The sequence below is a fragment of the Arthrobacter pasteuri genome, from assembly GCF_054510955.1.
Genome location: NZ_JBTNDO010000004.1, coordinates 107,365 through 127,359, shown reverse-complemented (window position 1 = coordinate 127,359; position 19,995 = coordinate 107,365). Strand labels below are relative to the sequence as shown.

Annotated in this window: 18 protein-coding genes; 10 read left to right on the top strand and 8 right to left on the bottom strand. The window is 69.7% G+C overall.

What is annotated here, in order from left to right:
* Window positions 1-6: 6 nt before the first annotated feature.
* The 5 genes from ACX80H_RS15150 to ACX80H_RS15130 all read right to left on the bottom strand — a co-directional run bounded on the left by ACX80H_RS15150 (window position 7) and on the right by ACX80H_RS15130 (window position 6,717).
* Complete coding sequence (locus ACX80H_RS15150) at window positions 7-1,836, bottom strand: acetyl/propionyl/methylcrotonyl-CoA carboxylase subunit alpha (RefSeq protein ID WP_459314223.1); 1,830 nt, start codon at window positions 1,834-1,836, stop codon at window positions 7-9.
* 108 nt (window positions 1,837-1,944) lie between these two features.
* The gene (locus ACX80H_RS15145) at window positions 1,945-2,577 is read right to left on the bottom strand and encodes a Maf family protein (RefSeq protein ID WP_459314222.1); all 633 of its coding nucleotides are present in this window, start codon (window positions 2,575-2,577) and stop codon (window positions 1,945-1,947) included.
* Window positions 2,578-2,679: 102 nt separating this feature from the next.
* Complete coding sequence (locus tag ACX80H_RS15140) at window positions 2,680-3,225, bottom strand: AMIN-like domain-containing (lipo)protein (protein WP_459314287.1); 546 nt, start codon at window positions 3,223-3,225, stop codon at window positions 2,680-2,682.
* A gap of 193 nt (window positions 3,226-3,418) precedes the next feature.
* Window positions 3,419-4,834 carry a dicarboxylate/amino acid:cation symporter gene (locus ACX80H_RS15135; RefSeq protein ID WP_459314221.1) on the bottom strand — a complete coding sequence of 472 codons (1,416 nt, stop codon included), beginning with the start codon at window positions 4,832-4,834 and terminating at the stop codon, window positions 3,419-3,421.
* A 167-nt stretch (window positions 4,835-5,001) separates the two neighbouring features.
* A complete protein-coding gene (locus tag ACX80H_RS15130) occupies window positions 5,002-6,717 on the bottom strand; it encodes a DUF885 domain-containing protein (RefSeq protein ID WP_459314220.1) in 1,716 nt (571 codons plus the stop codon).
* Window positions 6,718-6,894: 177 nt separating this feature from the next.
* Between ACX80H_RS15130 and ACX80H_RS15125 the strand changes: the two genes are divergently transcribed.
* Window positions 6,895-8,169 (top strand): serpin family protein, encoded by a 1,275-nt coding sequence (locus ACX80H_RS15125; RefSeq protein WP_459314219.1) that lies wholly within the window; start codon window positions 6,895-6,897, stop codon window positions 8,167-8,169.
* Between the two features lie 13 nt (window positions 8,170-8,182).
* Here ACX80H_RS15125 and ACX80H_RS15120 read toward each other — a convergent pair whose 3' ends face one another.
* The 3 genes from ACX80H_RS15120 to ACX80H_RS15110 all read right to left on the bottom strand — a co-directional run bounded on the left by ACX80H_RS15120 (window position 8,183) and on the right by ACX80H_RS15110 (window position 10,436).
* Complete coding sequence (locus ACX80H_RS15120; protein WP_459314218.1) at window positions 8,183-8,419, bottom strand: YegP family protein; 237 nt, start codon at window positions 8,417-8,419, stop codon at window positions 8,183-8,185.
* 200 nt (window positions 8,420-8,619) lie between these two features.
* Window positions 8,620-8,856: an acyl-CoA carboxylase subunit epsilon gene (locus tag ACX80H_RS15115; protein WP_459314217.1), complete on the bottom strand. Its 237-nt coding sequence runs from the start codon at window positions 8,854-8,856 to the stop codon at window positions 8,620-8,622.
* Window positions 8,853-10,436, bottom strand: a complete 1,584-nt coding sequence (locus ACX80H_RS15110) for an acyl-CoA carboxylase subunit beta (RefSeq protein WP_459314286.1) — start codon at window positions 10,434-10,436, stop codon at window positions 8,853-8,855. Before ACX80H_RS15110 ends, ACX80H_RS15115 begins: the two co-directional genes overlap by 4 nt.
* 259 nt (window positions 10,437-10,695) lie before the next feature.
* Here ACX80H_RS15110 and ACX80H_RS15105 point away from each other — a divergent pair, with 259 nt between their 5' ends.
* From ACX80H_RS15105 to ACX80H_RS15065, 9 genes are all read left to right on the top strand, one after another.
* Window positions 10,696-11,574, top strand: coding sequence for an SDR family oxidoreductase (locus ACX80H_RS15105; RefSeq protein ID WP_459314216.1), 879 nt, complete (start codon window positions 10,696-10,698; stop codon window positions 11,572-11,574).
* A gap of 46 nt (window positions 11,575-11,620) precedes the next feature.
* Window positions 11,621-12,502: a biotin--[acetyl-CoA-carboxylase] ligase gene (locus tag ACX80H_RS15100; RefSeq protein WP_459314215.1), complete on the top strand. Its 882-nt coding sequence runs from the start codon at window positions 11,621-11,623 to the stop codon at window positions 12,500-12,502.
* A gap of 3 nt (window positions 12,503-12,505) precedes the next feature.
* On the top strand, window positions 12,506-13,102 hold the full coding sequence (locus tag ACX80H_RS15095) for a PH domain-containing protein (protein ID WP_459314214.1): 597 nt from the start codon (window positions 12,506-12,508) through the stop codon (window positions 13,100-13,102).
* Window positions 13,103-13,233: 131 nt separating this feature from the next.
* On the top strand, window positions 13,234-14,415 hold the full coding sequence (locus ACX80H_RS15090) for an adenylate/guanylate cyclase domain-containing protein (RefSeq protein ID WP_459314285.1): 1,182 nt from the start codon (window positions 13,234-13,236) through the stop codon (window positions 14,413-14,415).
* A gap of 63 nt (window positions 14,416-14,478) precedes the next feature.
* Window positions 14,479-15,447: a PP2C family protein-serine/threonine phosphatase gene (locus ACX80H_RS15085; protein ID WP_459314213.1), complete on the top strand. Its 969-nt coding sequence runs from the start codon at window positions 14,479-14,481 to the stop codon at window positions 15,445-15,447.
* Between the two features lie 170 nt (window positions 15,448-15,617).
* Window positions 15,618-17,951: an NAD-dependent DNA ligase LigA gene (ligA, locus tag ACX80H_RS15080; RefSeq protein WP_459314212.1), complete on the top strand. Its 2,334-nt coding sequence runs from the start codon at window positions 15,618-15,620 to the stop codon at window positions 17,949-17,951.
* A 32-nt stretch (window positions 17,952-17,983) separates the two neighbouring features.
* Window positions 17,984-18,844, top strand: a complete 861-nt coding sequence (locus tag ACX80H_RS15075; RefSeq protein ID WP_459314284.1) for an inositol monophosphatase family protein — start codon at window positions 17,984-17,986, stop codon at window positions 18,842-18,844.
* A gap of 38 nt (window positions 18,845-18,882) precedes the next feature.
* Window positions 18,883-19,380, top strand: a complete 498-nt coding sequence (locus ACX80H_RS15070; protein ID WP_459314211.1) for a DUF2087 domain-containing protein — start codon at window positions 18,883-18,885, stop codon at window positions 19,378-19,380.
* 40 nt (window positions 19,381-19,420) lie between these two features.
* Window positions 19,421-19,954 (top strand): GNAT family N-acetyltransferase, encoded by a 534-nt coding sequence (locus tag ACX80H_RS15065; protein ID WP_459314210.1) that lies wholly within the window; start codon window positions 19,421-19,423, stop codon window positions 19,952-19,954.
* The last annotated feature ends 41 nt before the right edge of the window (window positions 19,955-19,995 follow it).

The following is a 19,995-nucleotide window of genomic DNA, read 5'->3' as shown; positions in this document are numbered from 1 at the left end:
GACCTGCTAGTCCCGGATGGTGGCGATGACGGAGCCGGCCGAGACCGTGTCGCCCGGAGCGGCCGTGAGGCCGGCCAGCGTCCCGGCCTTGTGGGCCGTCAGGGGCTGCTCCATCTTCATGGCTTCGAGGACCACGATGAGGTCGCCCTCCGCCACGGCGTCCCCGTCGGATGCTGCGACCTTGACGATAGTGCCCTGCATCGGGGAGGTCAGCTCGTCGCCGCTCATGGTGGCCTTGCCGGCACGTGCCCGGGAGGACTTCTTCGACTTGGCCGGCGCGCCGGCCTTGCCGTTCGGCGCCGCACCCAGACCCGCAGGCAGGACCACCTCGAGCCGGCGGCCGCCGACCTCGACGGTGACGCGGTGGCGGGACTCTTCGTCGGACGCCGGGTCCGCCGCACCCTTCCAGGGCTCGATCGTGTTGGTGAACTCCGTCTCGATCCAGCGTGTGTGGACCGAGAACGGGCCCTCGACCGGAGCGAAGGCAGGGTCCGCGACGACGGCAGCGTGGAACGGGAGCACGGTGGGCATGCCGTCGATCACCATCTCGGCGAGGGCCCGGCGGGCCCGCTGCAGGGCCTGCTCCCTGGTGGCGCCACTGACGATGAGCTTGGCGAGCATGGAGTCGAAGTTGCCGCCGATGACCTCGCCGGCCTCGATGCCGGAGTCCACCCGGATCCCCGGGCCGGTGGGGAGCTTGAGGGTCTGCACGGTGCCCGGCGCCGGCATGAATCCGCGCCCCGCGTCCTCCCCGTTGATGCGGAACTCGAAGGAGTGTCCGCGCACTTCGGGGTCGCCGTAGCCCAGTTCCTCGCCGCGGGCGATGCGGAACTGCTCGCGGACGAGGTCCAGTCCCGTGACTTCCTCGGAGACGGGGTGCTCCACCTGGAGGCGCGTGTTGACCTCGAGGAACGAGATGGTCCCGTCCTGGCCCACGAGGAACTCGCAGGTGCCGGCGCCCTGGTAGCCCGCCTCGCGGAGGATCGCCTTGGAGGCCTCGTAGAGCCGAGTGTTCTGCTCGTCCGAGAGGAAGGGCGCGGGCGCTTCCTCGACGAGCTTCTGGTTGCGGCGCTGCAGGGAGCAGTCGCGGGTGGAGACGACGACGACGTTCCCGTGCGCGTCGGCGAGGCACTGCGTCTCGACGTGGCGGGGAGCATCGAGGAACCGCTCCACGAAGCACTCTCCACGACCGAAGGCCGCCGTCGCCTCGCGCACCGCCGAATCGAACAGTTCGGGGATCTCCTCATGGCTGCGGACCACCTTGATGCCGCGACCGCCGCCACCGAAGGCGGCCTTGATCGCGATGGGCAGCCCGAACTCCTCCGCGAAGTCGACGACCTCCTGGACCGACTCCACCGGATCCTTGGTGCCGGGCACCAGCGGCGCCCCGACACGCTCGGCGATGTGGCGTGCCTGCACCTTGTCGCCCAACTGCGAGATCGACTCCGGAGAGGGGCCGATCCAGGTGATGCCGGCGTCGATGACGCGCTGCGCGAACTCGGCGTTCTCCGACAGGAAGCCGTATCCGGGGTGGATGGCGTCCGCCCCGCTGCGCTGTGCCGCCTCGAGGATCCGGTCCATGACCAGATAGGACTCGGCGGCTGTCTCCCCGCCCAGCGCGAAGGCCTCGTCGGCCATGCGCACGTGCAGCGCGTCCCGGTCCGGGTCCGCGTACACGGCGACGGACTCCATGCCCTCGTCGCGGGCCGCACGGATGACCCGGACGGCGATCTCCCCACGGTTCGCCACCAGGACCTTCGTCACCGGACGGTGCTGCCGGGCGGTGCCGTTGCTACGGACGGAGGATTCGGACGGGGCAAGGGGGGACTGGCTCATGGGGCGTTGGACTCCTTCTTCTCAGTTCGGAGCCTAACCCGGTTTTGGAGCTTCCGCGCATGAATCGTGCTGGTGGGGAGTGTTGGAGGGCGATCCTTTGTAGGGAACCTACAACGCTGCCACCGGTGCCCAGAGATCCGTGACGGAGACCCCGGCCGACTGCAGGAGGCCGCGGAGCATGGAGATGCTGAGCCCGACGACGGCATGCGGATCGCCGTCCACGCGGTCGATGAAGGCGCCGCCGAGTCCGTCGATGGTGAAGGACCCCGCGCAGTGCAGCGGTTCACCGGTGGCGACGTAGGCCTCGACCTCGGCGTCGGACATCGCCCCGAAATATACGGTCGCGGAAGAGACTGCGCCGATGGTGGCACCGGATCCGCCGTCGCGCGTGTCCACGAGCCAGTGGCCCGTGTGCAGGACCCCGGAGCGACCCCGCATGCGGCGGATCCGTTCGATCGCCACCGCGGGTTCGTAGGGCTTGCCGTGTGCCTCGCCGTCGAACTCGAAGACGGAGTCGCAGCCGATGACGAGGGCATCGTCGGCTTCCTCCAGGGCGGCAACGGCCTCGGCCTTGGCGCGGGCCAGCAGCAGCGATGTGTCGTGAGCGTCGATCTCACCGTAGGAGGCGACGACGGCAGGTTCGTCGACGTCGGACACCAGCACCGCGTGGTGGATGCCGGCTTCCGTCAGGAGCTTGGCGCGGGCGGGGGATTTCGAAGCGAGGATCAGGCGGAGGGTCATGCTCCAGCCTAGGCAGGCGGCGGCCCGCCGGCGCAATTCCGGCGGGCCGGTAGTACCTGCCCGGTCCCGTCACGGCTTCGGGACGGGACCGGCAGGGATCTGTCACCACCGGTGCGCGACGTCGATCACCACCCTTGAGCCGGCACCGGGACCGGGTACCACGAAGACGCGGACTGGAAGCCGCGCCCGCACCCCGAGTGCGAGGGTGGTGTAGCCCTCGAAGCTTCCGGCCCATGCGACCTGGCGGAAGGTGGAGTAGCTCGTGACGTTGACGAGTTCTCGATGATTGACGGGCGAATAGGTCGCGCGGCCCGCGTTGTCGTAGGACGGAGCCACGAGTGTCACGGCGAGGCGTGCGCCGCCCCGGACCGGGACGACCATCCCGGAACCGTCAGCTGCGACCTGGTTGACGTAGGCCACGCGGTAGCCGGAGACACGGCCGCGGGCGTCGATCACGAGGCGATCGAAGCAAGCATGCTGGCCGGAACGTATGTTCGTGATGGGTGCTGTGGAGGTGGTAGCGGCGATTTTCGCCGTCGAACCCCACGTGATGCCGCAATAGGCGGCGGATGCCGGTGGTCCCCCCGCGAGGCCGAGGCCTGCGGTGAGGGCGAGGGCGGCGAGTGTGGCGGAGAGTTTCCCCGTCATGCGCGTTTTGTTCATAGCGCACCACCTTGTTGGAAGGGATAGGTGCTCTTATAGTGACGCCGCGTAGCAGGAAAAGCGCTTCCGTCGTGCTGAACGCCGTCGAATCGTTAGGAGTACACCGAACCGTTAGCTGCCGAACACGACGGCCCGTCCCGGAGCTGCCGGGACGGGCCGTTCGATGCTGTGCGGGCGACTATCGGGTGACGGACGCCGAGATACCGTCATTCGGGGCTCCGGCGTCGATTCCGCCGTCGAGCCCGCTGTCATCGACGAAGGGGTCGCCGGTCCGCTGGGCGTTGTACAGATCGAGATCCAGCAGGCCCTCGCGCCGGGCGACGATCGTAGGCACGAGTGCCTGCCCGGCCACGTTCACCGCGGTGCGGCCCATGTCGAGGATGGGGTCGACGGCGAGCAGCAGCCCGACGCCGGCCAGGGGCAGGCCCAGGGTCGAGAGCGTGAGCGTCAGCATGACGACGGCGCCGGTGGTCCCGGCCGTCGCAGCGGAGCCCAGCACGGACACCAGCGCGATCAGCAGGTACTGCGTCAGCGTCAGGTCGATGCCGAAGAACTGGGCCACGAAGATCGCCGCGATGGCCGGGTAGATGGCCGCGCAGCCGTCCATCTTCGTGGTGGCACCGAGCGGCACAGCGAAGGAGGCGTACCCGCGGGGAACGCCGAGGTTCCGCTCGGTGACGCGCTGCGTGAGCGGCAGGGTGCCCACCGAGGAGCGCGAGACGAACGCCAGCTGGATGGCCGGCCAGGCCCCCGAGAAGTACTGCTTCACGGACAGGCCGTGCGCCCTGATCAGCACGGGGTACACGGCGAAGAGCACGAGTGCGAGGCCGACATAGACGGCCAGCGTGAACTTGCCGAGCGAGCCGATGGTGTCCCAGCCGTAGACGGCGACGGCATTGCCGATCAGTCCGACCGTGCCGAGCGGGGCGATCCGGATGATCCACCAGAGCACCTTCTGGATGACGGCCAGTGCCGAGGCGTTGAAGGTGAGGAACGGCTCTGCCTGCTTGCCGACCTTCAGGGCGGCGATACCGACGGCGATGGCGACGACGAGCACCTGCAGCACGTTGAAGTTCAGCGCCGTGGTGACCGAGCCCGCCTCGGCGACGGTCGAGGATGCCTGCAACCCGAGGAAGTTCGCCGGGATGAGGCCCGTCAGGAAGGCCCACCAGCTGCCCGTGCTGCCGGCGTATTCGGCCGGCTGGGTCGCATCCGTGCCCGCGCCGGGCTGGAACAGGACGCCGAGTCCGATGCCGATGACCACCGAGATGAGCGCGGTGATGGCGAACCACAGGAGCGTCTGGCCGGCGAGCCGTGCTGCGTTGTTGACGGCCCGGAGATTGGCGATGGAGCTGACCACCGCGGTGAAGATCAGCGGGACGACGGCGGCGCGCAGCAGGGCGACGTAGCTCGAGCCGAGCGTGGCGAGCGTGGTCCCGAGGCCGTTCGGGGTCTCCTTGGTATGGCCCGTGTACTTCGCGACGAGGCCGAGGGCCAGCCCGACGACGAGGGCGGCGATGATCTGAGGGCCGAAGGAGGTCGCCCAGCGGGGCAGCCTGCGCCGGGAGGGCGGGGAGCTGGTTTCAGTAGACACGACGGAAACAGTAGGGGCCGCTTTATACCCAAGCGAAGCCCGGGTTGCGAAATGTTACGCGCGTGCCTGCCGCCGTCGCGCACGCTTTCCCGCAAGGCCCGCGCAGATCTGGCGTTCTCCACGCGGACGGGGGGTATTCCCCGCCCGCCTGTGACGAACGTCAAGTGTCAGGGGACCAGTGCCCGGCGCAGCGTGTCGAGGCCCACCGACCCGAGGTTCAGGGCCCGCGTGTGGAACTCGCGCAGGTCGAAGCCCTCGCCCTCGCCGGTCCGGACCTCGTCGCGGATCTGCTCCCAGAGGCGCTGGCCGATCTTGTAGGAGGGGGCCTGTCCCGGCCAGCCGAGGTAGCGGTTGTACTCGAAGTCGAGCTGGCCCTCGCTGATCGCGATGTTCCGCTTCAGGAAGTCGTAGCCCTTCTCCGGCGTCCAGGTACCCTCGCCCCAACGCTCGGGGACCTTGAGCTCGAGGTGGACTCCGATGTCGAAGACGACGCGGGCCGCGCGCATCCGCTGGGCGTCGAGCATGCCGAGACGGTCGCCTGGATCGGCGAGGAACCCGAGTTCCTGCATGAGGCGTTCGGCGTAGAGTGCCCAGCCCTCGCCCTGGCCGGAGACCCAGATGGCGTTGCGGCGCCACGGGTTGAGCAGTGCGCGCTGGTAGGTCGCCGTCGCGATCTGCAGATGGTGGCCCGGGACGCCCTCGTGGTACACGGTGGTCGTCTCCTTCCAGGTGGTGAAGGAGTCCTCGCCTTCCGGCACGGACCACCACATCCGTCCGGGACGGGAGAAATCGTCACTGGGGCCCGTGTAGTAGATGCCACCTTCGTTGGTCGGGGCGATCCTGCACTCGAGGCGGCGCATGACGTCCGGGATGTCGAAGTGGACCCCGGCCATCGCGTCGACCGCCCTGTCCGAGAGTTCCTGCATCCACGCCTGCAGCGCATCGGTGCCCTGCAGCTGGCGGGCCGGGTCCTCGTCGAGGATGCGGATGGCCTCCTCGATCGACGCTCCCTCCCGGATCTCGTTCGCGACGGCTTCCTGTTCGGCGATCACGCGGTCGAGTTCCTCGACGCCCCACGCATACGTCTCCTCGAGGTCGACGGCGGACCCCAGGAAGAGGCGCGACATGAGGGCGTAATGCTCCCGCCCGACGGCGTCCTTCTCGGGTGCTGTGGGGAGGAGGTCGTCCTGCAGGAAGGACGCGAGCGAGCGGTAGGCGCCGCGCGCAGCGTCCGCACCTGAACGGAGCTGCTGCTGCACCGGGTCGGGGAGGTCGCCGTCGTCCGAGCGTGCAGTGGCGCCGAGGGTGTCGAAGAAACCGCCGTCCTCGGCGTATTTCGTGGACTGCTCGATCACGATGCCCACCTGCCGGCGGGCGGCGACGAGACCGCGCTCGCGGCCGGCGCGGAGGGACGCGATGTATCCGTCGATGGCGCCGGGGACATTGGCCATACGCCCGGCGATATTGCCCCAGTCCTCCGCCGTTGCCGTGGGCATGAGGTCGAAGATCGCCCGGATGTTCTGGGCGGGGCACGCGATGTTGTTGAGTTCGGCGTACCCGAGTCCGGCGTCATGGATCTCGAGGTCGAGTCCGAGCCTCTCGCGCATGGCGTCGACCGTCACAGCATCCGTGTCATCGGCGGGCTGGAGACCGTCGAGCAGCCGCAGGGTGTTGCGGGCGGCGTCGGCGAGTGCATCGATGCCTGCCGGGGAGTAGTCCTGGTACTCGGTCTCATGACCGGGGATGCCGAGCTCGGTGGCGAAATTCGGCATCAGTTCGAGCAGGGTCTCGTAGTACGACGTGGCGACGGCATCGATGGCCGTGGATCGCCGTGCCGGCTGCTCGCTGGGGGAAGGGGCGGAGGCTGAGGTGTCTTGGGTCACGTCCAGAGCCTAGCCCTAGCGGTTGCCGGAGGCTACCGACTGGCGGCCACCCCGGCTCCGCAGGAAGGCGAAGTCTCAGGTGTCGGGACAGCCACCGGAACACACGTGATCCTCGGCCGCTCTGGATCCATGGGGTGACGGGGCCTACCGTGGGAGCACGACGAGGGGGAACCGGGTATGGAGCACCAGAGACAGCGGACCAGGCACGGACGCCTGGGCCGGACCGCCACCACGGCGACCGCGGCCCTGGCCCTGCTGACAGCGTGCGCAGGATCCGCGCCCGACCAGCAGGCGGCACCGATCGAGCGCGCTGTCGTCGCCCAGGGCGAGTTCGCGGAGGCCGAGGACGCACTGCTCCGATCCGCCTTCCGCCTCGGCGCGCTCATGACCTCCGATCCGGACGCCAACCAGGTCACCAGCCCGCTCAGTGCCCTGTACGCACTGTCGATGCTGCGTGCCGGAGCCGGGACGACGACCGCCGCGGAGATGGACGCGGTCCTGGGTCTGCCCGCGGAGCATCGGGACGAGGCGATGAACGCACTCCTCGCGAGTGTCCAGCGCTTCGACGGGAACCCGGGTGACGTCGACGAGGACGATCCGCCCGAGACTCCCGTCCTGCATCTCGCCAACGCGGTCTTCGTCCCCGACTCCGGCGGCATCGGCGAGGCGTACCTGGAGACCCTCGCCCGCCAGTACGGCAGCGGTGTCTACCCCGTCGACTTCCGGGACGGCTCGACGGCGGGCCGCATTGACGACTGGGTATCGAAGGAGACCGGCGGCCGGATCGAGAAGGCGCCTATCGAGGTCGGTCCGGGCACGACGCTGTCCCTTCTCAACGCCGTCTACTTCGCAGCGGCCTGGGACGAGCCCTTCGATGCTTCCGGCACCTCAGACCAGGATTTCGTGCTGGTTGATCGCCGCAGGGTGGCCGTCCCGATGATGCACGGCACGCGTACGGTGCGGTATGTCGAGGGGGACGGCTGGAACGGGATCGACCTGCCCTACGGCGACGGCTTCTTCATGCGGCTCATCCTGCCTGCGGAAGGATCACCGCCGCGGTGGACCGAACAGGAGTTGCTCGACATGGCATTCCTGCTCGATACCGCCGAGGACGTCCGGGTGGAGCTGAGCCTGCCGAAGTGGAACCACGAGTTCGAGCAGGACCTTCGGAAACCGTTGGCTGCTGCGGGACTCGACGAGTCTTTCGGGCCCGAAGCCGACTTCCGTGCCATCCAGCCGGGCTCCTTCGTCGACGGAGCTGCCCAGGTAGCCAACATCACGGTCGCCGAGAAGGGCACCATCGCGGCGGCCGTTACACAGCTGACGATGGCGGGGAGCGCTCCGATGCCGCCCGACGTCAGCATCTCCTTCGACCGGCCCTTCGGCTACCAGCTCGTCCACGAGGAGACGGGACTGCCCGTGTTCCTCGGCACCGTGGCGGATCCGCGCTAGGTGTCCGTCAGGCCTAGGCGATGGTGGGCCTCACCGGGCGTCGCGAGGCTCCGGCAGTCTGGGGCCTCGGTAGGCAGAGGTCCGTGATCAGGCCGGTCCCGGCGCACTCACGGAGGGCGCGGATGCCCGCTACGGCGGCCGCCTTGTCCGGGAACGGTCTGGACACGGCGATGACCGTCCCTTCCGGTGTCTTCAATCGGAACCTGAAGGCATTGTCCCGATCATGGAAAAGCTCGATTATCGCGGCCATGGCTACCCCCTGTAACCGCCCGGCAGCAGAACCACTCGGGCTCGTCGTCAACGCCGATTCGCAACGCTGCGTCCCGGCTGGCCCGGTAACGGGACGGGGCTTCCCCCATGTGACCCCAGCCACACCCATTCCCCCATGGTAGGGAGCGCCTTCCGTACTGGCGAGTAGGCCCGGAAGAGGGTCCTGAACGCGGGGGTGCGTCAGCGGACGCTGCGGCGCCAGGATCCGGGGCCCGGCGTCGGGCCCAGTCGCAGCATGGCACGGCGGACCCAGGACCTGCCGTGGTCCGGGGCGTCGTCCGCATCCCCGCTTCCCCGCAGGGCGACGACGACGGCGGTGAGGGCCGCCAGTTCTTCCTCCGTGGGATTGCCGGAGACCACGGAGAGGATGGCCGGGCTCTCCCGGGCGTCGTCGGGCGTGCTGTCCTGCGCTGTCACAGCGGGATGTTCCCGTGCTTCTTGGCGGGGTTGGCGGCCCGCTTGTCGCGCAGGGCGCGGAGCCCCCGGACGATCTGCAGCCGGGTCTCCGACGGTGCGATCACCGCGTCGACGTAGCCCAGCTCGGCTGCCTGGTACGGGTTCAGCAGTTCTTCCTCGTACTGCTGCACGACGTCGGCACGCGCGGCCTCGACGTCCCCGCCGGCCTCGGCGACGGCCTTGAGCTGCCCGCGGTACAGGATGTTGACGGCACCCTGGGCGCCCATGACGCCGATCTGCGCGGTGGGCCACGCGAGGTTGAGGTCGGCGCCGAGCTTCTTCGACCCCATGACGATGTACGCGCCACCGTAGGCCTTGCGGGTGATGACCGTCAGTTTCGGCACGGTGGCTTCGGCGTAGGCGTAGAGCAGCTTGGCGCCGCGCCGGATGATGCCCTGGAACTCCTGGTCCTTGCCGGGCAGGAAGCCGGGGACGTCCACGAGGGTCAGGATGGGGATGTTGAAGGCGTCGCAGTGCCGCACGAAACGGGCCGCTTTCTCCGAGGCGTTGATGTCGAGGGTGCCGGCGAACTGCAGGGGCTGGTTGGCCACGATGCCGATGGTGTGGCCCTGGACGCGGGCATAGCCCGTCACCACGTTCGGCGCGTAGAGCGCCTGCATCTCGAGGAAGTGGCTGTCGTCCACGATCGCGTCGATGACGGCGTGCATGTCGTACGGCTGGTTCGCGGCGTCCGGGATGAGTTCGTCGAGGGCGAGGTCCTCCTCCGTCACCTCGGGCTCCTCCACGAACTCCGTCAGCGGCGCCTCCGCGAGGTTGTTGGACGGGAGGAAGTCGAGCAGTTCCCGGACGAAGCCGATGGCGTCCGCCTCGTCGGTCGCGAGGTAGGCGGAGGTGCCCGTCGTCGTGTTGTGCTGGCGTGCGCCCCCGAGGGTCTCCATGTCCACGTCCTCACCGGTCACCGTCTTGATGACGTCGGGGCCCGTGATGAACATGTGCGACGTCTTGTCCACCATCACCACGAAGTCCGTCAGCGCGGGGGAGTAGGCAGCTCCTCCGGCGCAGGGGCCCATGATGAGTGAGATCTGCGGGACCACCCCGGACGCGTGGACGTTGTTGCGGAAGATGTCCGCGAACATCGCGAGCGACGCGACGCCCTCCTGGATGCGAGCGCCGCCGCCGTCGTTGATGCCGATGACCGGGCACCCGTTGCGGAGCGCGAACTCCTGCACCTTGACGATCTTCTCGCCATTGACCTGGCTGAGCGAGCCGCCGTACACGGAGAAGTCCTGGCTGTAGATCGCGACGAGCCGCCCGTCCACCGTCGCGTAGCCGGACACGACGCCGTCGCCCAGGGGCTTCTTCCTCTCCATGCCGAAGGCGGTGGAGCGGTGCACCGCGAAGGCATCGAACTCGACGAACGAGCCCTCGTCCACGAGGAGGTCGATCCGCTCGCGGGCCGTGTTCTTGCCGCGGGCGTGCTGCTTCTCGATCGCTTCGGGGCCGGAGGGCTGCTCCGAGAGCGCCTTGCGCCTCCGGAAGTCGGCGAGCTTCCCGGCCGTCGTTGTGAGGTCGAGCTGCAGGTCCTGGTGCATGGAGTCTCCGGTCGGCGGGTGGCGTGGGACCGCGCCCCACTGGGCTGCGCGGAACTTCCAGCCCAGACTGGAGGATTCCGACAAAGTGCGGCGCGTTTTCCCCAGTCTAGTGAGGATCACAGGGTGTGCCGTTGTAGGACGTCTACAGTTTCCGAGGCCAACGCTTAGCCGGAGCTCCGATGTTACCCGCGAGTAACATTGGAGTGCCGCGAGCAGCCGGGCGACCCCCGGTGCTTATGGTGGGGCCATGACTGCACGCAATGACGCTCAGGAATCCTCCGCTCCGGATACCCGCCCCGGACGTCGATCGCTCGCCGGGCGCACTCTCCTCCTCTCGGGAGGAAGCCGCGGGATCGGCCTCGCCATCGCCCTGCGGGCGGCCCGCGACGGAGCCAACGTCGCCATCCTGGCGAAGACCGGTGAGCCGCACCCGAAGCTCGAAGGGACCGTCTACACCGCGGCGGAACAGATCGAGGCAGCGGGTGGCCACGCCCTGCCCCTGGTCGGTGACGTACGGAACGACGACGACGTCCGGGCCGCCGTCGAGACGACCACCGGCACCTTCGGCGGCATCGACGTCGTGGTGAACAACGCTTCGGCGATCGACCTCTCCACGACGCCCGACGTGGACATGAAGCGCTACGACCTCATGGCGGACATCAACGTCCGCGGTACCTTCCTGCTGAGCAAGTCCGCCCTCGAGGCGCTCAAGCGATCGGACAACCCCCACATCCTTACCCTCTCGCCACCCCTGAACCTCACGCCGGAATGGGCAGGCAGGCACCTGGCCTACACCATGGCGAAGTACGGGATGAGCCTGACCACCCTCGGCCTCGCGGAGGAACTCAAGGACGACGGCGTCGCCGTGAACTCCCTGTGGCCCGCGACCCTCATCGACACGGCGGCCATCCGCGCCATGCCCGGCGGGGACCGTATCGTCCAGGCGGCTCGCAGCCCGCGGATCGTCGCCGACGCCGCGCACGCCGTCCTGGTCCGCCCTGCACGGGACTGCACCGGGAACTTCTACACCGATGAGGAGGTCCTCCGCGAGGAAGGCGTCACCGACTTCACGCCGTACAGCCTCGGCGCACCCGAGGACCGGCTCGTCCCGGACATCTTCCTCTGAGGCCGCTCTCGGGGCAGGGAGCGCGGGGCCGGATAAGATCGATGCCATGTCCTCCCGCTACTCCAATCTCGAGCGCCCGGGCCTGAACCTCGGCGCACTGAGGACAGCCCTGTGCATGCCGTCGGGCCCGTTCTCCCGCCTCGACATCGTGGCCCGGACCGGATCCACCAACACCGACCTGGTGGAGCACGCCCAGCGGGAAGCGGCAGGGTGGCCCGACCTGAGCGTCCTCGGCGCGGAAGTGCAGACCGCAGGACGCGGACGGTTGGACCGCAGCTGGATAGCGCCCGAGCGGTCGTCGCTGTTCGTCAGCGTCCTCCTGCGCCCGTTCAACCGGCATGGACGGCCCGTGCCCACCACGGCCTACTCCTGGTTCTCGCTCCTCGCCGCCCTGGCGCTCGCAGAGAGCGTCGAGGATCGTACGAAGATCGCCCCGCAGCTCAAGTGGCCCAATGACGTCACGGTGGACGGCCGGAAGCTCGCCGGCGTCCTGGCGCAGTTCGTGCCGGGCGCGGGTACCGAGCCGCCCGCCGTCGTCGTGGGGATCGGACTGAACGTCAGCCTCACCGACGACGAACTCCCGGTGCCCACGGCCACCAGCCTGCTGCTCGAATATGCCGGCACCACGGACCGCAACATCCTGCTCAAGTCCTTCCTGCGCACGTTCGCCGATTCCTACCGTGCCTTCTGCGACGTCGACGGCGACGCCTCCGCGGCGTGGGACACCGGGCCGTCCCTGCTGACCCGTGTCGGGGGGCGCATGGCGACGATCGGCCAGGATGTCCGGGCCGAACTGCCCGGCGGCGGCCTGCTCAGCGGACGCGCGCTCGCCCTCGACGCCCAGGGGGCGCTGATCGTGCGCGACGACGACGGCGAACGCCACACCATCTCCGCGGGCGACGTCGTGCACCTGCGCCCGCAGGCGTAGGCCATGCGGATCCAGCTGCTGCCCGGCGAACGCGTCCTCGTGCGCACGCGGCCCAACCCGCTGCCCATCGTGGGGCCCGTGCTCGCGGCCTTCCCCCTCCTGGCCGCCGGGGGCTTCGGACTGGGGTACCTGGGCCGACGGGACCTGCCGGACGGGCTCGCCGACTGGCAGCCGGTGCTGCTGCTCGTGGCGCTCGCCGCCATCGTGGCGGTGCTGCTCCGGGTGGTGGTGCGCCCCGTGACCCGCTGGTCGAGCAACCGGTACGTGCTCACGAGCCTGCGGCTCATCCACCGGCGCGGCGTCACCCGGCGCACCGAACACCAGATCAGCCTGTCCGCCGTCTCGCAGCTGCAGACGGAGCAGGGACTGGTGCAGCGCATGGTCGGCAGCGGCACCCTGATCGCGGACCTCGGGTTCGACCGCGCGCACGCCTACCGGGACGTTCCGCAGATCGGGACGTTCAAGAAGTACGTGGTGCAGGCGATCAGTGACCTGCCCCTGACGCGCATGTTCGATGGAGTGGATATGGAAATCGATCCGCAGTACGCCCGGGGTGGGACGCCGCGGGTGCAGCAGGAATGGAGGGGCGAGCAATCGTGACAGTCGAGGACCGCCACGAGTCCGGGCAGCCCGCCCGCTCCGATGACGGGGGAGCCGGCTCCGCGGACGCGGTGGATGCGGACGCGGTGGATGCGGGCGCGGAGGATGATGCCGCGGTGGATGCCGCCGAGATGGAGAGTGGCGCGGTCGAGGCAGGACAGCCCGACGACGCATCCGGGGCCGCTGCGTCGACGGCCTCGAAGGCCGTGTGGCAGCTGCAGCCGGACATGGCCGCCCCGGTCGATGACGCGCCGACGTCAGCCGGCCCCATCGAACTCGACCGGGAGAGCATCCGCCGCCTCGAGCGTGAGCTCCTCGGCGCCGAACGCACGCTCAAGCGCCGCGACATCGCCGCCGGGGCCGGCGTCTCCCTCCTGTCCGCGCGGAAGCTGTGGCGGGCCATGGGTTTCCCCAACATCGGGGACGACGACGTGGCCTTCACCGAGAAGGACCTTCACGCGCTCACGACCATCATCGACATGGTGCGCCAGGAGCAGCTCACCGAGGACGCGGCGATCTCCATCACCCGTGCGGTGGGACAGATGACGGACCGCATGGTCGTCTGGCAGATCGAGGCGATCGTCGAGGAGATGGTGGCCCAACGCGGATTCACGGACGCCGACGCGCGCAAGACGCTCGTCTCCGAGCTCCCCGACCTCCTCGAACCGCTCGAGAAGACGCTCGTGTACGCGTGGCGCCGCCAGATGAACGCCGCCGTCCAGCGGCTGGCCCTTCGCGCGGAATCGGGCCTGATCTCCAGTGAGGCAGGCCGCGACGGCGACGAACAGGACGCACCGCTCCCGCTGGCACGGGCGGTCGGTTTCGCCGACCTCGTCTCCTACACGAGTCTGTCGCGGCGGATGAACGAGCGCACGCTGGCGCAGCTGGTGCAGCGCTTCGAGAACAAGTGCGCGGAGATCATCTCCGTCGGCGGTGGCCGGCTCGTGAAGACCATCGGGGACGAGGTGCTCTACATCGCGGAGTCACCCGAGGCCGGTGCCGAGATCTCGCTGGCCCTCGCGAAGGCCTTCACCGAGGACGAGTTCCTTCCCTCGGCGCGGTGCTCCCTCGTCTGGGGGCGGGTGCTGTCCAGGCTCGGCGACATCTACGGACCGACGGTCAACCTCGCGGCCCGGCTCACCGCGCTCGCCGAGCCGGGGGAGGTGCTCGTCGATTCCGCCACCGCCGCGACCCTCGAGCACAACGAGAAGTTCGTCCTGACGCCGCACGAGCCCCGGCAGGTGCGCGGTTTCGGCGAGGTGCGGCCGGTGACGCTCGCCCGGGGAACCGGCACGGGCATCGTCCTCGACTAGCGGCAGGACCCGCCGACGCCGCGGAATCTATCAGGAGGCAAACGGGCAGGGCAGAATGGGGGAATGACCGACCAACCCCTCCCCACTCCCCAGGCCGGCCCCCCGCGGGACGTGCACCTCGCCTACGGCTTCGCGACGGATCGGGGATTGCGGAGGGAACTGAACGAGGATTCCCTGATCGCCTCCGAACCGGTCTTCGCCGTGGCGGACGGCATGGGTGGCCACGCAGCCGGAGAGGTTGCCAGCGGTATTTGCGTCCGGACCCTGGGCAGCAGCCCGATTCTCGGTCATCATCTGCCCGAGTTCTCCGCCGCGGACCTGGAGGATCTCATCGACGACGCCGACCAGGAGATCCGCCGGCAGGCAGGCGGACTGGCCGGGACGACACTCAGCGGCGTCGTGCTGGTCCAGGAGGAGGGCGTGCCGAGCTGGCTGTTCTTCAACGTGGGTGACTCGCGCACCTACCGCCTGAACCGGGACCGGTTCGGGCAGATCTCCGTGGACCACTCGGAGGTCCAGGAGCTCGTGGACACCGGCAGCATCTCGATGGAGGAGTCCCGCACGCACCCCCGCCGGCACGTGGTCACGCGGGCGCTCGGCACGGGAGACGACTCGGAGGCGGACTTCTGGCTGATGCCCGTCGAGGACGGCGACCGCATCCTGGTCTGCTCGGACGGCCTGAGCGGCGAGGTGTCCGATGATGCCATCTACGACGTCCTCAGCACCGTCGCGGACCCGCAGGAGGCCTGCGAGGAACTCGTCGAGGCGACCCTCCGCTCCGGGGCGCGCGACAACGTCACACTGATCATCGTGGACGCACACGTCGACGACGTGGCGGGCGCGGGTGTCCCCCGAGGGGGGATCCTCGCTGCCGACGTCGGCCACATGGTCCCCATCGGCACCACCGCCGACACGCAGCCCGACGACGTCGTGCGCACCACCGCCGACACGCAGCCCGACGACGTCGTGCGCGCGAACGGCTCGCACGCCGTCCTGCGGTCGGACGCGGCGCCCGGCTCCCCGCACCAATAGCGCAGGACCGTCCCGACTGGCTGTCCCGAGGCCGCCGTTCCGACTTGCTGTCCCGATCGGGCGGTCCTCGGGGGACCGTACCGCCCGCCCGTCCCGGCGAGCCACCGCGACGGGCGTCCGTCGACCCGGCGGCAGTGGCCCGCCCTGAAGCCGTAGGGCAAGATGGGAAAGTGACCACAGGAACCGAAGACGCAGCCGATACCGCCGGAACCGTGGACCGGAACCCGCCGGGCGACGAGCTCCGCGAGGAGTACGCCCAGCTCGCCGAGGAGATCCGCGCCCACCGCATCGCGTACTACCAGGACGCCGCCCCCACCGTCTCCGACGCGGAGTTCGACACCCTCTTCCGGCGGCTCGAGGAGATCGAGGCGCTGCACCCGGAACTCGTCGCCAACGACTCCCCGACGCAGGAGGTGGGCGGCGAGGTCTCGTCCGCCTTCGCCCCCGTGCAGCACCTCGCCCGCATGTACAGCCTCGAGGACGTCTTCTCCCTCGACGAGCTGAAGGCCTGGCTGGACCGGGCGTCCGCCGGCGTGGAGCAGCGGAACCCGGGAGCCTCCATCGCGTGGCTGACGGAACTCAAGATCGACGGCCTCGCGGTGAACCTGCTGTACCGCAACGGTGAGCTGGTCCGCGCGGCCACGAGGGGTGACGGCGTCACCGGGGAGGACATCACGCACAACGTCCTGACGATCGCGTCGATACCCCAGCGCCTGGCGGGGACCGACCATCCGGAGGAGGTGGAGATCCGCGGCGAGGTGTTCTTCCCCACGAAGGAGTTCGCCCAGCTCAACGAGCGCATGGTCGCCGCGGGCAAGGCGCCGTTCGCCAATCCGCGGAACGCGGCCGCGGGGTCGCTGCGGCAGAAGGACCCGGCCATGACGGCCGAGCGTCCGCTCGACATGTACGTCCACGGCATCGGCGCCCGCACCGGGCTGACGGCCGAGACGCAGTCGGAGACCTACGACCTGCTCAAGGCCTGGGGGCTCCCGACCTCCCCGTACTACAAGGTGCTCGCGACGCAGGACGAGGTCATCGCCTTCATCGAGCACTTCGGGGAGCACCGCCACGGCCTTCTGCACGAGATCGACGGGATCGTGGTGAAGGTGGACAGCTTCGCCCTGCAGCGTGCGCTCGGGCACACCTCCCGCGTGCCTCGCTGGTCGGTGGCCTACAAGTACCCGCCCGAGGAAGTGAACACCAAGCTGCTGGACATCCTCGTCAACGTGGGCCGGACGGGACGCGTCACCCCGTTCGGACTCATGGAGCCCGTCAAGGTCGCCGGGTCCACCGTGGGCATGGCGACCCTGCACAACCAGGAGGTCGTGAAGGCGAAGGGCGTGATGATCGGCGACATCGTGGTGCTGCGCAAGGCCGGCGACGTCATCCCCGAGATCGTGGGGCCGGTCATCGCACTGCGCGACAAGCAGGACCCGCCGGTGCGCGAGTTCGTGATGCCCACCGAGTGCCCCTCCTGCGGGACGACGCTCCAGCCCGCCAAGGAGGGCGACGTCGACATCCGCTGCCCCAACGCGCGGTCCTGTCCCTCCCAGTTGCGTGAGCGCGTGTTCCACCTCGCGGGACGCGGCGCCTTCGACATCGAGGCCCTCGGCTGGGAAGCGGCGATCGCGCTCACCCAGCCCGCCGAACCCGAGGTCCCGCCCATCACCACCGAGGCCGAGATCTTCGACCTCACGCCGGAGAAGCTCGCGGATGTCCGCATCGAACGGGACAAAAAGGTCAAGGGCGTGGTGACCGGCCGCGAGCTCGTCCCCTACTTCTATTCGAAGGGCACGGCGAAGAAGCCCTCCGAGCCGAGCGCCACGACCCGCAAGCTCTTCACCGAACTGGAGAAGGCGAAGAAGCAGCCGCTGTGGCGCGTGCTGGTGGCGCTGTCCATCCGCCACGTGGGGCCGACGGCGTCACGCGCCCTCGCCACCGCGTTCGGCTCGATGGAGCGGATCCGCACTGCGAGTGAGGAGGAACTCGCGAACGTCGACGGCGTGGGCCCCACCATCGCCGCCGCCCTCAAGGAGTGGTTCGCGGAGGACTGGCACCGCGAGATCGTGGACCGCTGGGCGGCAGCGGGCGTGCGCGTGGAGGACGAGGTCGACGAGAGCGCCCCGCGGACGCTCGAGGGCCTGACCGTCGTGGTGACGGGTTCCCTCCAGCAGTACAACCGCGACGAGGCGAAGGAAGCGATCATCACGCGCGGTGGCAAGGCTGCCGGCTCGGTGTCGAAGAACACGAGCTACGTGGTCGCGGGGGAGAACGCCGGCACCAAGCTCGAAAAGGCCGAGGCGCTGGGCATCCCGGTCCTCGACGAGGACGGCTTCATCGCCCTCCTCAGCAATGGTCCGGCGGACGCACCCCAGGTCGGCGATGCCGTCGAGGAAGTCGGACAAGAGGACATCGGCGAGGACGTCGGCGAGGACACCGAGGTGGCCGAGGAGCTGCAGGCAGGGGCGGGCGCAGGTCCCGCCAGGGGCGGGGACGCCGCGTGAGCGACGGGGCAGCGGACCAGGCAGCGGATCGGGTGGCGGAAGACCGGACGGTCGCTCCGGAAGCCCTCCTGCACCTCGCACGGCAGGCCGCTGCTGCCGGTGCCGACGTCCTGGCGCGGCGGGACCCGGGGGCGCTCGGCGCCACCAGCAAGAGTTCGGACAGCGACTGGGTGACGGCGTTCGACGTCGCGGCGGAGCGGGCGGTGCGTACCGTCATCGCCGACTCGCGGCCGCACGATGCCATCACCGGCGAGGAGTTCGGCACCACCGTGCCCTCGGGCGCCGATCCCCACGGCGCCCGGATCCGCTGGTCCATCGACCCCCTCGACGGCACCACCAACTTCATCCGCAACATCGTCTACTACGGCACCTCCGTGGCTGCCGCCGACATGGACGGCACCTGGCTCGCCGGCGTCGTGCACGCCCCGGCACTGTCCCGGATCTACTGGGCCTCCCGCGGCGGAGGAGCGTGGGTCAGCGACCACGGCGCGGTGCGGCGCCTCACCGGGCCGACGGCGGACAGCGGCCGCATCCTCGCCACCGGATTCGCGTACGACCGGTCCACACGCTCGGCCCAGGCCGCGGAGCTCGGTCCGCTGCTCGAGGGATTCGGCGACCTGCGGACCCTCGGCTCGGCTGCACTGGACCTCTGCCTGGTGGCCGACGGCACCTTCGACGCCTTCGTGGAACGGGGCCTGCACGAGCACGACTTCGCCGCGGGCGCCCTGATCGCCGAGGAAGCCGGCGTCCCGGTCCACCGGCCGGCGCTCCGGCCGATGCTCGACGGCGGTCCCGCGGAGGCCGAACGGCTCGCCGCGGTCACGGCGGCAGGCCCCGCCGACTTCCTGGCGGCGGCCCGTCGGGCATCCCAGCTCCCGGAGAGGCAACCATGACCACGCCCGGTTCAATGCCCGGTTCAACGCCCGGTTCAATGCCCGAAACGACCCCCGAGCCGATGCCGGGTACGCCGCCGTCCTGGCAGAAGGTCCTCTCAACCCTCGCCGGTGAGCGGGCCCGCACACTGTACGCCCGCGCCGTGCTCGGTCAGCCCCTCGACGCCGCCCCGAAGGAGGTGCAGCGCCTCGTCGACGCCGGGCTCCTCACGGACGATTTCTCCGTCAACGGGGAGCTCTTCAAGGCGGTGCTCGCGGCCGCCGCACCCGGCACGCCCAGGGGTGTCGACCGCTTCTTCCGCGAGGGACGCATCGACGGCCTGCCACGCGCGGGCCAGGACCGCGCGGACCTCCTGTCCCACCTCGCCGAGCGGCTCATCCCGGCGGACGAGGAGATCAGCGAGCCCGAGGTCAACCGCCTGCTCGCCACCGTCACGCACGACATCCCCACCCTCCGGAGGGCCCTCGTCGACTACGGGTATCTGGAGCGGTACCCCGACGGCACCGGGTACCGGCGGGTGACCGAGGCGTCCTGACCTGCCTCACAGCCCACCCGCTGCATGGCAAAATAGGCCGGTGACCCAGACACCCTCCGGGAGCGCCCTGCGCGCTTCCCTCATCAGCATCCGGCCCGTCCGCCCCGAGGATTACGACGACGTCCGGCGCATCACGCGCGGCGCCTACCTCGAGGCCGGCTATTTCGGCGACGAGTCGCATCCCTACATGGCGGTGCTGGCCGACGTCGAGCACCGCGCCGAGCACGCGGAGGTCTGGGTCGCCGAGCGCGACGGCGTGGTGGTCGGCTCGGTGGCCCTGACCTTCGCCGGACAGCGGTACACCGACATCGCGGTCGAGGGCGAACTCGAGTTCCGGATGCTGGCCGTCGATCCCGCCGTCCAGCGCGCCGGGGTCGGACGCGCCATGGTCGAGCGCATCATCGAGCACGCCCGCACCCTTCCCGGCATCGAGGCGGTGAGCCTGACGAGCGGCTCCGACATGGTGCGTGCCCACCGCCTCTACGAGTCGATGGGCTTCGTCCGCGTCCCCGAGCGCGACTGGGAGGTCCCCAACGAGGACATCCTGCTGTGGGTCTTCCGCCTGGCACTCTGACTCCACGGCACCACCGGGCGCCGTCGTCGTCGCCCGTTCCT